Source organism: Marivirga salinae, assembly GCF_030503855.1.
Taxonomy (GTDB): domain Bacteria; phylum Bacteroidota; class Bacteroidia; order Cytophagales; family Cyclobacteriaceae; genus Marivirga; species Marivirga salinarum.
Map to the genome: position 1 here is coordinate 211,413 of NZ_CP129971.1, position 15,606 is coordinate 227,018.

5 protein-coding genes are annotated in these 15,606 nt (G+C 35.7%); 1 reads left to right on the forward strand and 4 read right to left on the reverse strand.

Features of this window, described 5'->3' with window-relative positions; all coding sequences use genetic code 11:
- Positions 1-16 precede the first annotated feature (16 nt).
- Positions 17-1,282: an erythromycin esterase family protein gene (locus QYS49_RS00905; RefSeq protein WP_308349743.1), complete on the forward strand. Its 1,266-nt coding sequence runs from the start codon at positions 17-19 to the stop codon at positions 1,280-1,282.
- A 33-nt stretch (positions 1,283-1,315) separates the two neighbouring features.
- Here the strand turns inward: QYS49_RS00905 and QYS49_RS00910 are convergent, their stop codons facing one another.
- The 4 genes from QYS49_RS00910 to QYS49_RS00925 all read right to left on the reverse strand — a co-directional run bounded on the left by QYS49_RS00910 (position 1,316) and on the right by QYS49_RS00925 (position 15,589).
- Positions 1,316-2,293: a PorP/SprF family type IX secretion system membrane protein gene (locus QYS49_RS00910; protein WP_308349744.1), complete on the reverse strand. Its 978-nt coding sequence runs from the start codon at positions 2,291-2,293 to the stop codon at positions 1,316-1,318.
- A 4-nt stretch (positions 2,294-2,297) separates the two neighbouring features.
- On the reverse strand, positions 2,298-12,182 hold the full coding sequence (locus QYS49_RS00915; protein WP_308349745.1) for a PKD domain-containing protein: 9,885 nt from the start codon (positions 12,180-12,182) through the stop codon (positions 2,298-2,300).
- 132 nt (positions 12,183-12,314) lie between these two features.
- Positions 12,315-12,764, reverse strand: a complete 450-nt coding sequence (locus tag QYS49_RS00920) for a DUF1801 domain-containing protein (protein ID WP_308349746.1) — start codon at positions 12,762-12,764, stop codon at positions 12,315-12,317.
- 272 nt (positions 12,765-13,036) lie between these two features.
- Positions 13,037-15,589 (reverse strand): M14 family metallopeptidase, encoded by a 2,553-nt coding sequence (locus QYS49_RS00925; RefSeq protein WP_308349747.1) that lies wholly within the window; start codon positions 15,587-15,589, stop codon positions 13,037-13,039.
- Positions 15,590-15,606: the final 17 nt, after the last annotated feature.

Below are 15,606 nucleotides of genomic sequence, written 5' to 3' on the forward strand. Positions count from 1 at the left end.
TAAACCCATTTACAACATGAAACGCCTTTGTTTTATTATTTTTAACTTATGCTTTACAAATGCGATTATAGCACAAGACGAAATCCCTCACATTCCCATTTCATCTTACAATCCAGATGAATCAACTGAAGAACTAAACCAACTTAGCAGTTATTTCGAAAATGCAAAGCTTATTGGACTAGGAGAATCAACTCATGGCACTAGTGAATTCACTCTGATGCGCCATAAATTATTTAGGTTTTTAGTTGAGGAGCATGGATATAATACCATATTCCTAGAAGAAGATTATGCCACTTGCTTAAGAGCAGATGCCTACATTAAAGGTGCAGAAGATGACCCAAGTGAAGTGGTTAAATCATTTAACCAATGGCCATGGATGACACAAGAATTGGCAGATTTAATTGAATGGATGAGAGAATATAATGCTAATACAGAGAATGAACAATTAAGTTTTATCGGTGTAGATATTCAATACTTCAAAACCACTTTAGATGTGATTGATAGCATTTTAATTTCATACTCACCAACCTTAAAAAATGAATTAACAATTACAGAAACCACTAATAGTGAATTCATGTCAAAGTCTAATAATGAGGGTATAGAAAAATTTGAAGTAATATTGAAAGAAAGAAAAGCTGCTTCTGAAGATATTGAGTTATCAGTAGTCGATAAAAAAAAATTGAACCACCTAACAAGAGGCTTAAAATTTATTATAGAAGAAAAACACAATCTAAAATATGGTGCTTATAGAGATGTAAAGATGGCAGAAAACATCATGGCTCATTTTGAAGACGACCCACAAACCAATGGGATATTTTGGGCACACAATACACATATTTTAAATAGATGTGAAAATGAAAGGAAAGGGAATTGTAGAACTGGAGCAAATTTGAAGAATTGGATGGGCGATGAATATTATTCCATTGCTCTTGATTTTGACAAAGGCGCCTTCAATGCGTATTATTTATCAAATGAAGAGGGAGATAAAAATGATATAGATAATTATACCTTGGGAGAAGTTTCAGTTGATCCTGCAATAGAAGGATCTGTTGCATACCGTTTGCGAAAAAAGTATGATTCTGTAGTGTTCATGCCAACAGGAAGTTTTACAAAAAGGAAGGATAGAAAAATATCAGGAAGAACTGTGGGTGCAAGTTTTACGAATCGTTCTAAAAATGGCTCACAAACAATTTTTGAACCATTTTATGTTAAGAATTTTGATGCCATAATTGTAATTAAAAACACTAGTGCAACTGAACTACTGGTAGATTCTGCCAAATAAAAAAATAAAAGGGTGGTGACTAAGCCATCCTTTTTACAACCAAAAAGAATCAGGGCAAATAACTTTTCTCTGTTTCTTTTTGAATTTGAAGGTCATGGTGAGTTCATGGCTACCCCCACTGTACGGACCAATGTCTGAAATAATAAAATCGTAGGAATAGGTAAAAGCAAAATCTTCCATAGCGGAAAGACCTACTAAAGCACTAAAACTATCATCCTGACGAAAGGATGTTCCGAACCAGAAACTATTCTCTTTTTGGGCTCTAATATTAAAATCGAAATGTCCTGATGAAGGTCTGACAGATTTAAATAAAACAGAGGGTACTAAAAACCAACCTGATCTTTCGTCTCCTATATCAAGCTTGTATCCGATATTAGCAAAATAGTGTGCCTCTAAATCAAAAGTTTCTACTTGTCTTTCTCCTGTAGGCACAAACATGGTAGTATTGCTTATAATCTGAGTTACAGAAGCCCCGAAATAAAAGCGATCACTATAAAGCCAAATTCCAACTGATCCATCTGGAATAAATCGTGTAGGCATTAAGCGATCAATAATAGGATCATTTGAATTTTTAAAACTCAATTGCCCCATATCGATGGTGTGTTGCAATAAACCTAAAGAAACTCCTACGGCACCGTTAAGATTAGCTGTAAAAGGATGATTATAGGCATAATTCAGATGTGCAGAGGTTTGACTAACTGGCCCAGTTATGTCTTTTATTAAAATCGCCCCAATTCCATGATGCCCTCTTTTTTTCATAGTTGTTTGAAAGGGCATCTTTTTAAAAGGTGCATGATAACTAGCAAAAACGGTTTGAGGAGCATCTTCAAACCCTATCCACTGAATTCTACCACCCAATTTAATCTCATCCATATCCTGAGAACCTGCAATAGCAGGGTTTATCAGGAATTGATTAGTAGCATATTGCGTATACTGCGGCCTTTGTTGAGCCATCAAATAGTATGGAAACAAAGCCAAAATAAAAATCGATATGTAAATTATTTTTTTCAATATATCAATACAAAATAGTTATCGTTCCCGTCACTGCATCATAACCATCCTTTAAGTCTATTACATAATAATAAACTCCAGGAGCTAATACTTCCCCGTTAAACCTACCGTCCCACGGCTCATCGTAACCAATAGAATAAAACAACTCTTTTCCCCATCGGTTATAGATTTTAACTTCAGCATTAGGATATTGATTAATTTGATCTAATTGCCAAACATCATTAAAGGAATCTCCATTAGGAGAAAAAACATTTGGTGGTTCTACTGGAGGACGTACAACAACAGTAACCGAATCTACATCAGGACATCCATTTATTGTTAGTCCATCCACAAAATAAGTAGTGGTAATAACTGGGCTTACCTGTATTCTTGAATTTCTCACATCACTTTCAATGGAAACATCATTTCTCCATACAAAACTTTGCCCATCAGTTGCCTCTAAAATCCTGGTATCTCCTTCTCTAATACTGATATCATTACCCGCATCAATTGGATTATAAGGCACTACTCTAGCAGTGGCTGGTGGTGTAGTTTGAGGACATAACCCTTGAACATCAATTATGTTTGCTCTGTAATAGGTGTCTTCTTCTGGGAAGTCAACTAATTCTGCACTTGAAACACCTAAACTAGTCCAATTATCTAAATCAGTGCTTACTTCCCAGTCCAATACATTATAATTTCCTGGATCTAAACTTACAACCACGGAATCTCCAATACAGACTGGATTTGGGTTAGCTATAGTATTTCCTGTATATTGATAATCTAAGATATTAGCTGTTACTTCATTAGACATCACCTCATTTTCAATCACACATTCGGCACCGGAAATTAATTTCACTTTAATAATATCTTGATCTGATAAAAGCGTGCTATCAAATTCACTGCCTATTGACTCTCCATTAATAAACCATTCAAATTCTGGATTATCACCTTGATTATCCATATCTAATTCTACACTAACATCAGTATTTCTACAGACTAAGTCAGAAATGCTAATATCAATAGTAGGAAAAGAGGAAGGTACAACTGTGATAACTTTTGACAATTGATCGGTATTACATATAAAGCCATCAATATTTATGGAAACTTCCTTCTCCCCAGCTGAATTCCAGAATAATTCATAAGGACCAAAACCTGATCCGCTAATTATTTCTGCTCCATCAAAATCCCATGTATAATCTGAAATATCTAATCCTTCATCAACAAAGTTGACAACCGCTAATTCATGTTGGCAAATTGTATCGGATTCAACTTCTAAGTTATCAAGACTAAATACATTAAGTGTATGAAATGCAGTATCAGAAGGACATCCGTCTTTGCTTGCTACTACATATAAAGTTTTATCTCCACCTTCTGACCAGCCTAACTCATAGGTTTCATTTCCTAAATCATTAACAGTAGTTGCTCCATCAAAGCCCCAGTCATAGTTAGTACCACTTATCAAACTATCACCAAAACTAATATTTGCTGTTCCTTCCAAGCAGATGAAATCTGGAGCATTTATGGAAGCAGCGGGTTTTTCAAGTATGTCAATTGTTGTAGTATAAAAATCTTGACAACCATCCTCTAAAACACTCAAAGAAATCTCTATAGTACCCGCTGTATCTAATAGCAATTCAAAATCAGCCTCATTTTGGGTACCTATCTCTCCATTATAATTATAACTCCACCTTATAATACTAAGAGGGGAAATATCCCAATCTGGTACCAGCTTTAAAATATCATCTTGACACATAAAATCATCTGTCTGGAAAGTAGCATCTGGCAGTTGTTTTACATTTACTTGAAAGGTACTATCTGCGATACATCCCTTATTATTAATGTATACTGTCACATTTTTAATTCCTACAGTATCCCAAGTCACAAAATAATCCTCTCTTGTATTGCTTATTTTTGTTACCTGACTTGGATTATCAAAATCCCATTCTAATTCCCGACCATTTACCATTGGTAGGGTAAATACTATCCTAGCACTATCATTCGAACATATTTCTGTATCAGCTGAGATACTAAATGGAATTGGCGCTCCTACATTAATCACGAATGTGGAATCAAAATCATTACAAAGTGAACCATCAATGCTAAAGTTCACGAATTTCTCACCAATTGAATCATAGCTAAAGGTAATTTCTGTTGAATCAGTATTTGAATCTATTACATCCACCCCTTGGAAATCCCAACTCCAAGTTGCACCAGGATCAAAGAACTCTGGATTCACAGACGCCATTCCCAATGAATCTACACATAAGTTTGTATCGATTAATAAATTTGAGGCTGAATTATCATAAACCATGAGTGTTTGAAATGTTGTGTCAGAAATACATCCACCATCTTCCACAACTAAACTCAATTCTTTAAGACCACCAGTAGGCCATCTCACCTCAAAAGTTGAATCATTCAATTGCGTAGGAATACCATCTACCCAATCCCAATTGAGGAACCCTCCATCAGAAGTAGTTCCTGTGTAAGTTATTTTTGTAAGATCACCTAAACAATTTTCATCTGCTCCTAACTCGAAATCTGATGTTGGCTGTTCTCCAATAATAAAAGTTCTTTCAAAATCATCATCATTACAGGTTTCACCCGTAATCTCCAATCGAATCGTTTTAGGTCCAGTTGAGTTATAGGTAATTTCAAATAATGAATCTGTTACAATTTCATCCACTTCATCACCCGCTTCTAAATCTAAATCAAAATCCCAATCATAAGTAGCATTTTCTTCTGCCTCTCCTGTAAACCAAACGCGTGTAGAAGCTCCTTCACATAGCGAATCGTTTGCAGATGAAAATTCAAATTCTGCCAAGTTATTTACTGCTATAAAATCAGTAAATGATCGACTTCCACAATTTGCATTTGTAACAGTTAGCGTTACTGCTTTTCTTCCAGGAGTTTTATAAGTTACTATATAATTTTGTGAATTTGCAGGCGGAGTGTCTCTAACTGCCGTTTCTCCTGCTGCAGAATCTAGATCAAAGTCCCATTCAAAAGTATCGTTATCTAAATCATTATCTCCTTCATAAGTTATAGTACCCACAGCTACTCCAGTCGTTTCATCCAAACAAAACAGAGGTGCATCAAAAGTTGGATCAGGCCCAAGCAATACTCTGATGGTTCTGGTTCTGGTAGTGCTACAACCATTTAAAGTTGCTGTAACGGAAACGTCCGTATTAACATTAGTAGATCCTATATCTTCCCAAACAGCCGTGATTTGCGTGCTATCGGCATTTGAAGAAACAATCTCTCCATATGGCCCTAAATTCCAAGTATATTGGTATGAAGAATCTGGGTCATTTACTGTAAGTTCTCTTTCCACAAATTCACAGATGGTGGCTGGTAATCTAAAGTTTACGGTTGGTGAAGGATTGATAGTAATTTCTGGAAGTAGAATTGTATTTTCACAACCATTTTCTCCGATAATATCCACTGATATAAGATAGGTGCCAGGTGTATCCCAAATTACCTCATAAGCTTCTTGTCCTGCTAATTTTGAATATGAAGCGGCATCATCAAAACTTGTTCCCCAATAATATTCTGCAAAAATACCGGCAGCACCCTCTCCACCATAACTTACCAATGTAGGTTGTCCCACGCAGCCGACATCAACTGTAATTTCTCCTAAAGGTGTTGGTTTAACTACAACATCAAATTCTCTTACAATATCACAACTTCCATTAGTAAGTGTAAGTGCTACAGTTTTTGTTCCAGGTGTTGACCAAGTAATATTATTTGGATCACTGATATCCCAGCTACCATCAACTCCTGGATCAATGTTAACCACCTCATTTCCTCCTAAGTAAAATGTTAATTCATCAAAGGCACAAACTGGCCCCTGATCCACATTAAAATCAGTAGGTCCTTGCACTATATTAACATCAAAACTTACTGTATTTTCACATTCATTACTATTGATCACTGAAATCTCAATAGTTTTTGCTCCTCCAGCAGTATAACGAACACGGTAAGCTTGCTGACCTGCTACTTTTGTTGCATAATCCAAGTTAGCAGGATCAAAAGTCCAAATAAAATCATCTGTAAATGGATCAGCACTTCCGGTATAGGTTACAATAAACTCTTCTCCAATACAGAAATCTGTTGGAGCGTCATAAGTCATAGTTGGTAATGGTAATACTTCTACATCAACCACTGCTACAGCAGGACAATTGTTATCATCCTCTACTTCTACTCTAATTCTTTTAAATCCAGGTGTTGACCAACTGATCACAGATTCTCTATTAGTAGAAGCAGCAACATCTTCAATTCCGCCATCTGAATCTATTAGGTTCACATCTATACCACCTGTAAAATCAGTCCCTGCAACTCCGGTATATTCAAATGTAAAATCATCTCCTACACATAATGGGTTAGGGGTTGCAGTATATACCAAATTAGGTGCTGGATTTACAATGATATCATCAGAAATAGAGTTATTACAACCTCCGGTTCCTGTAATATTAACAGTTATGGTTTGAGTACTTACATCAGGAAATGTTAGTTCATATTCTTCATTTCCTAAATCAACTACAGTAACAGCATTGTCAATAATCCACTCAAAATCAAAATCAGATATAGTTCCAGTTCCATTATTAATTAGACCAACCCTAACTGGTGCATTTCTACAAACATCATCTGGCATATCAATTTCAAAATCAGGATATGGTAAAACTTCTATTTCACGTGTGAAACTATCCGTACAGCCTCCGTTATCTAAATCCAATGTTATCGTTTTGGTTCCAGGAGTTTGCCAGAATACTGAATAATTAGTATCGGTAGTGTTTTCAGTTATGTCTGCTGCATCATCTTCTTGGAAACCCCAATCTACATTTGTGCCAGTAGGTAAGCTACCATTGAAGTTGAAATCTACAGCTTCCCCGACACATACTCTATTGTCACTTCTTGTAAATGAGGCTACAGGAAATTGGTACACCGTTATTTGGTAATCCGCAGTATCAATACATCCACCATTATTTACGATTAATGAGAAATTTTTAACACCTGCAGTATTCCAAACTGGTGCAAAAACACCATTTTCAGGTTCATCATTGGTGGTGTCATTTGGCATATTGCCATAAATTATATCTACTCCATTAACTGTACTATTGGTAGTTAAAAGACTCATATCATAAGTAATATTAGCCGCTTCACCTTCACAAACATTTGAATCAAAATCCAAAGAAGTGTTGGCTGGGTCTCCAATATTAATTGCCAAGCTATCTGAGATGGTATTACATTGGCCCACTATTTCTAATTCAATCAATTTAGGGCCTGAATTATCCCATCTTAATTCATATTCCTCATTTTTAACTATTTCATTAACGATAGCTCCATCAAATTTCCAATTGAAAGTAGCTCCATCTTCTACTACACCCGAAAAGCTAATATTTATTGTTTCACCTATACAACCATTTGCTGGAAAAGCATTTAATTCAATGAAATTATAAACTGCATAATCAATGGTTTCAGTATTATTAGGACAACCATTCCCGGAAACATCTCTCACTTCCAGGATTGCTTGTTTATATCCACCATAATCCCATCCTTCAACAAATAAACTTAATCCATCCGCTGAAATGATCCCTGTTGCATTATCATCATTAGGTACTAATCTAAACCCAATTATTTCCACATCAGTATCAGTTGACTCTACCAATTCTATTTCATATGGATTAGGATCGTTAATACATACTTTCTCTTCAGCGTCAACCGTATATTCAGGTCCGGCTGATACATCTACTGTGGCAGTTTGAACGTCCACACCACAATCCCCATCAATAGTTAAGCTAATGGTTTTTTCTCCTGGAGTATTATATTCAACACTGAAAGTTGTATCATTTATTTGTTCAAAAATTGCACTGTCCCCAAAATTCCAAGTTGTATCAATATCTACCGTTAAAACATCTGGATAAGTCACAAAAACCGCAATATTTGTACAGGTATTGTTTGAGGACAGACCAAAATCAGGATAGAAATTTACGTTTATAGTAAAAGTTGTATCTACGGTACAACCTGCACCACCAATCATTTGTAAGCTTACTTCTTTTTCTCCTGGGCTATCAAATTCTACAGTCCAACTATCGGTACCATCAAAATTGAAAGTACCACCAGCTTGTTCTGTCCAATCAAAATTAGTTACTTCAGCAGCATTGCCTAAATAAGCAATTTCAAAACTTTGATTTTCACAAACACTTTCTGGAACATCCAAATCACCTAATTGTGGTAAATATCCAACATTTAATGTTTGGGTATCAATCGCTTGGCATCCGTTAGGCGATTGCACTGTAAGCTCGATGGTTTTAGTTCCTGAGGTTGGCCAATAAACTGTCCAAATTCCAGCTCCATTATAATTATCTACAATAGCACCATTCCAAATCCAGGAATATGAATTGTTAGCATCATAAATTGATGTTAAATCTACAGTTACTGGTTCGGTAGTACAAATAGTTCCTAAGTTAGGAATATTGGAAATTGGAGCTGGCAACACTGTAACATCTTCAGAAAACAAGATCTCACAATTACCATTCGAAATCTCCGCTTCAATAGTATAAGTTGCTGAAGTTCCTGTAACAGGAAAAGTAATTTCTATGTCTCTATCGTTACCGGATACCTGAGTATAAGTTACTCCGGTTGGCATTGTCCAGCTTACGGTATTAGATGCATTTCCCATATAGGTGAAATTAGCTGTAGCATTATCACAAATTTGGGTCTCCGTATCCATATCATCAGACGGAATTGGAAATATTTCTATGTCTTGAGTGACGGTAGAATCACATCCATTGATTGAATAGGTAGCCGAAATGGTTTTAGTACCAATAGAAGACCATGCAACATTCCAAACTTCAGGATCAGCTGTAGCAGCTTCAACTCCATCTGTACCAAAATCATAGCCATCTAAAGTTGCTCCTGCTATATCACTATCAAATGTAACCGACACTGTTTCGTCCATACAAGCTTCTGTAGGAGCTGTAATTTCAGGAACTGGCATAGGTGAAATTTCTATGGTAAAGTCTCTAATGACTGTACATCCATTTTTATTAATCTCTAGTGTTATAGTTTTGGTAGTATTTGCAGCGTCATAAGTATCCCAAGTGACGTCATATACCTCATCGCCTAAAGGATCTACATTATCAGCATCTTCAAATGTCCAATTAAAAGTGGTTCCAGCATCATTGGTATCTCCCGATCCTTCATAAACAAATCTGGCTGCTTGCCCTGCACAGGCAAATGCCGGATAAGATACAGCCGTAGTAGCAGGCTCTAATACGTCAATCGTATAAGTTTCTGTAGTTATACAACCATTATTATCTATTGATACTACAACATTTTTGGTGCCTGCTGAGTCCCATTCTAGTTCGAAATCAGTATTAGCATCATTTATACTTACCTGAGTACCTCCATCAAAATCCCAAGTAAAATCTCCACCTGCATCATTGCCAGTAAAAACAAATGACGTAGTTTCAGTAACACAAATTGAAGTATTGGGGTCAAAATCAATGACCGGTTTTTCAGCAATTTCAATTGTTTGAGTTAGTTCAGTGCTAGTACATCCATTTTCTGTAACTTGTAATTTAACAGTTTTAGTACCAAAAGAGCTCCACTGAACATTATAAGCTTCTTGACCACCAGTGGTTATTGGCGTTGCAGAACCATCAACTCCCCAATCCCAAGTAAATTCCAATTCAGGCGAGTTTAAGTTCAAATTAGCAGTACCCGTATAAAGCACCACTACATCTTCATCTGTACAAGCCCCTGCAGGTAAATCAAAGTCAGCTGTTGGCGTTTTACCTACATTGATATAAAAAGTAGTGTCTGTATCACAGCCATTTTGGCTAATATTTAAAGTAATCTCTTTGGAACCTAAACTAAGGCTATCCCAAGTCACATCAAATTCTCGATCTGTTGTTATTACATTTGAAACAGTTCCACCATCTAAAGACCAAACTAAGTCAGCAGAGGCATCTGCTGTTCCTATATATTCAAAGGTTGCGGGCTGTCCTGCACAAATATCAGTAGGGAAATCCACCTCTGTGGTTGGAACTGGAAGTACTTCAATAAAAAAGGTAGAATCATTTATACATCCGCCTTCATCAATTGATAAAATAATAGTCTTTGTTCCGGGATTATCCCACACTACTTCAGCATTAATATTATCTCCAGAATTTACTCCATCACCAAAATCCCAAGTAATATTGGCAATTGATGTATCTGCATTACCCAAATAATCAATGTTTACTGGATTAGTAGCACAAACACTATCAGGGGCGCTATAATCGAGGGTAGGTCTTCGAGTAATGTCAATGGTGACAGAATCGACTACCAAACAGTTTCCTTCTTCAATTTCGTAGCGAATGGTTTTGGTTCCTAAACTATCCCAACTAACATCAAAATTTCTACCTGGATCATTAATATTTTCAACGGTTCCTCCATCCCAATCCCAAGTAAATATTGCAGAATCTGTAGCATTCCCCGTGTATTCAATGTTTACATTTTGAAATTCACAGGCAGATGCCGGCAAATTGACACCTGGCGTGGGCACATTATTGACGGTAATTTGAATGGTGGTATCGGCTATACACCCATATTCATTCTCAATTTCTAAATTCAAATCGAAAACACCATTTGCATCATAAATAACGGAGTAGTCTTTAGTGTCTGCTCCTGTTTCAGATGAGGTGGAACCAGTAGTAGACCAAAAATACTCAATCATTCCTCCGGCTGGATCTTCAGATGCAGAAAAGGTTGCTAGATCTCCTTCACAAAGCTCTGTTGGCCCTACTATTCCCATCTCAGGATTGGGGAAACCTGTGATGACGATGGTGTCAGCTATATCAAAGCATTGTCTTTCACAGGGCGAAACCGCAACACCTTGCACCCAAAGGGTGTCTGATGCTTGGAAGATGGTATAGGTTAAATTTTCATTTTCTGTAGTATCTCCTGTACTCCAGACGTAGAAAGAACGATCTCCACCTGCTGCGGTTAATGTAATATCCTCTCCTATACATCCCTCAGTAGCAGAAGCCTGAATTTCTATATCATTACCTGCTATTGCTGCTAAATTCAATGATTCTATGGAGGTTGCATCTAAAACCTCATCAAAATAACGAATATAATCTATTGTAATATCAGCTACTGGATTGTCACTTAAACTACTAGAAGGTACAAAATATGATGTTTGATTTTGAAGGTTAAATTCATTGTCACCCTCAACTCTAAATTGTTCCTCACCATTTAAATAGACAACAATTTCATTATTATCGTAACTTATCGCAAGATTTATCCACTCCGTTGGAAAATCATTTGGATAATCAGGAGAAACTAAATCAGTTCCACATGCTTCCTCAGTTCCATTAGAACCTTGACCGGTGTAGTAACAAATATACCCATCAGGGTTAATAAATATTCCAGCTTTATTCTGATTAGAGAAATTCATAATAAAAACCCTTCCCTCATCATTATCGGCAGGAATATCGTCAACTTTAAAAAGTAATTCTACAGTATAATTATCTATAGAGGTCAAACTTCCGTTATCTACATCTAATCCTTGACCGGAAGTCATTTGATAGTGCTTATTATTATTATTTAAGCAAAGCTCTTCAGCATCAATAAAAGTAGCGGTGTCACTAGGTGGATTTGGCTCTAATGGATTAATCCCTGTCAGTCCATTATCGTTTTCAAGATCATTTACGAAATTGTAGCAGGCAGCAGGAACCAATACAGAATCCGGATGGAACTGAGCCAATGTAAGAAAAGGACTCAGAAGAAAGCCTAAGAGTATGAATGTCGATATTTTGTTAACCTTACTTACCACTTTACTATAAACAATTGTTTTTACAAGATGTATAATATGATTCCTTCGATAAACATATGTTTCCTTTATACCGCTATTGTTTTCCATAGAATACATCTTTATCATTTATATAAAGCTATAGATTAAGTTCTGCTAAAGAAATTGATTAACACATATAAACTGACGATGTAAGCTTCATTAATTATATTAAATATAATGATTTTTGAATAAAACCAATAATTACTTTGACTTTTCATACAAGCCTATCCATTCTTGGGGGCTCATTTTTTTGCATAACTCTCCTATTAACGTAAATGGTATGTTTTTTGGATTTTTAAATCTGATGCAGCTTTTGCCCATGTCTAACTTGGTTGACACTGTTTTTTGGTATTCATTTTTAAACCATTCCAATAATTCACTGTCAGAATAAATACCCATGTGGTATAGCGCTATATTATTCTTTTGTGATGCAATGCTGATAAAAGGAAGAGGTAAATCAGGATTAACGTGATAACCGCTAGGATATAAAGAATGAGGTACTACATATCCTATCATTCCATATGACATTTCTTCTTCAAATCCTTTCGGTAAATTATCTAGAATTGTCTTTCTAAATTTTTGAATGATAGGTTTTCTCTCTACAGGAATTGCTTCTATATATTCTTGGACAGTCTTTACATTAAATTGCATCTTTATTTTTTTAATTAAAATCTATAACCCTCTAAAAACTTCCCTCTCATTATACCAATAAACAGTCAATCTTCCAATTTCAGGATTCCAGATTTTCTGAAGAATTATATAATTAAACTCAGTTTAAACATTACAATGAAATAGTAGAGACGTATTTTACCTTATATAATTGACAACAGAAATACTGATTTAAAAAACTAATTGCACTAAAAAAGGGTAAGATTACTCCTACCCCTTAAAAACTCAGGTTAAAATTAAAACTGCTATGAATTTTATTCTCCAGCTCTTCCGCTAATGGTTTGTCCGTAAAACACCGCATTCATTAGCAATCGATTAGTTCCATACCAAAATGCTCTAAAATTAGTATTATCAGTAAATGAAATAACTTTCCCTCTGCCAACTCTACTTACCGTAACAGCTGAAGTTCCTTTTAATTTTTCTACATTTTCTTCTGAAATATAGCCATTCAATAATGGAGATTGCGTATATCTTAATGGATTAGCGTATTGGTTTTTAGATTTCTCCATAAACAAGGTACTGTTTCTAAATATAGGCATTCTCTCTTTTTCCAATCCATAAGTAAGCGGGTAACTTAAATCTAGTTCTACTTCAAAGATTGCCCCACCAATTACTTGCGCACCTCTATTGTTGCCCAAATCTTCGTAAGCTTCATAACCTGTGGTGTCAGGCTTACTTTCCACAAATTTCACCTTAGTCATTTTCTGATCTGATAGCCATTTAGCAGCAGATTTATAGGCTATTATAGTTCCGCCAGCTTGTGTCCACTCCTGTAATTTGTTTTTTTGACTGCCAATACTTCCATAGCCCCATCCATTTGGCATAATTAATACATTATATCGACTTAAATCTGCTCTTCTAAAATCATTCACATCTATTTTAGTAATAGGCATTTCATAATGCTGATCCATTAAAAACCAAATCTCCCCTGCATCATAAGGACTGATCCCATCACCCACTAACATGGCAATTTTTGGCTGATTAATTGATTCAAAAGAAGGACTTCCTAAGTTGATTCCGTTTGTATTTCCACTTTCTAATGAATAAATATTCACTCCAGAATTTTTAATTGCTTCTTCCAATGTTTGGTAAATCTGAATTGGAGACTGGTCTTGTTGCTTGACAGGAATTAGGATTGAACCGGTTGCCAAAGTGGCACCATCTTTTAAAATAATTTCTTTGGTATTCACTTTTGTTCTTAAACCAGCTTTTTGAATTTTATATAAGGCTTTTGGAGCATAGAAATCCTGCCATTCCAAAATATAAGCATATTCACTTTTACCTCCTTTAATATTCCCTTCTGGTCGATTTGCAGGATCAAATTTCTCTCCCAATAAACTTGAGTTAAATGTTCTTTTATCAAGGCTTTTATAATCCAGATTAAATGCCATTCCCATATTGAAAGCAGAAACATCATAGAATAAGCTATCTTTAAAGCTAGTTCTCACATCAAAAATGGCTTTGATTAAACGGCTTTGGTATTGCTTGGTAGGGATGATATAACTATTAGCTGCATCATAACCATTAGTGTTTCTAGCTAATTTATGGATTTCAATTTCATGTCTGTCCAGCATTTCCGCAAATCGAAACAATTTGGAAGCATCGTGATCAGAAACTACCCAAGCCTGCTCATTGGCTTCAGAAGCCATCTCCACAGAATTTTTGTAGAAGTCTCTTTGGAAACCGAGCAATTCTGCTCTCATTTCATAGCCCGCTTGAAGCGTACTTAAAGATGCTGTAAACTGATTTTTAATCGTAAATGGAAATTTTAAAATGCCATTTACACTTTCTTGTGCATGACCCCTTGAGCTCGCTTGCTCAAATAAAATCCCAATTGCACCTTGCACATCAGGGAAAGTGGAGCCTTTTCCATAATAGAAATCATCAAAACTTTCTTTACTATAATAAAGAGAACCAATTCTATCTAAAAACTCTGCATGATATTGCCCAATTTGTCCTGTCAAGTCTTGATTCTTTTGAGGTGTAATCGGATGCGTTCTTTCAGGAATACCAGGCTGGAAAAAGAAGGTACTATTGGTTCCCATTTCATGGTGATCGGTTAAAATATTAGGTTTCCATGCATGAAACTGTGCAATTCTGTTTCTTGATTCCACTAATTGAGTGGGCAACCAATCTCGATTCATATCAAACCAATAATGATTAGTTCTTCCACCTGGCCAAACCTCATTAAATTCTCTGTCATTAGGATCCGTCACCAAATGCTCACTTTTGTGCATATTGGCCCAAGTGGCAAATCGGTTCAAGCCATCAGGGTTAAAAGCTGGATCTAATAAAACCACTACATTTTTGAGTTTATCTTCAATATCTTGCCCTTTAGCCGCTGCTAAATAATAAGCTGTCAACATAGAAGCGTTACTACCGCTAGGTTCATTGCCATGAATAGAAAAACCCATCATAATTACCGATGGCATTTTAGTAATATCCAAATTTGAAGACAAGCCAGGATCAGTTAATTGCTTATGTTCCTCCTTGATTTTATCAATATCTGCATGATTATCAGGATGTGTAATTGTAAGCAATAATTGTGGTCTATCTTCATAAGTCTTACCTGTTTCTATAATGGTAATTCTGTCTGAAGCATCTGCTAATGCTTCCATATAATATACCAGCTTATCGTGAGTAACATGCCATTCTCCAACTTGATGACCGATAACACTTTCTGGAGTTGGAATAGAAGAATCATATTCCAAGCTATCAGGTAAAAAATAGGATAGGTCTTTTTGTGCTAAGGCATTTAAAGAATTGAAACCGCAAAGCAGTAAAATTATTATATAATGTTTTTTCATAATGATATCATATTTAA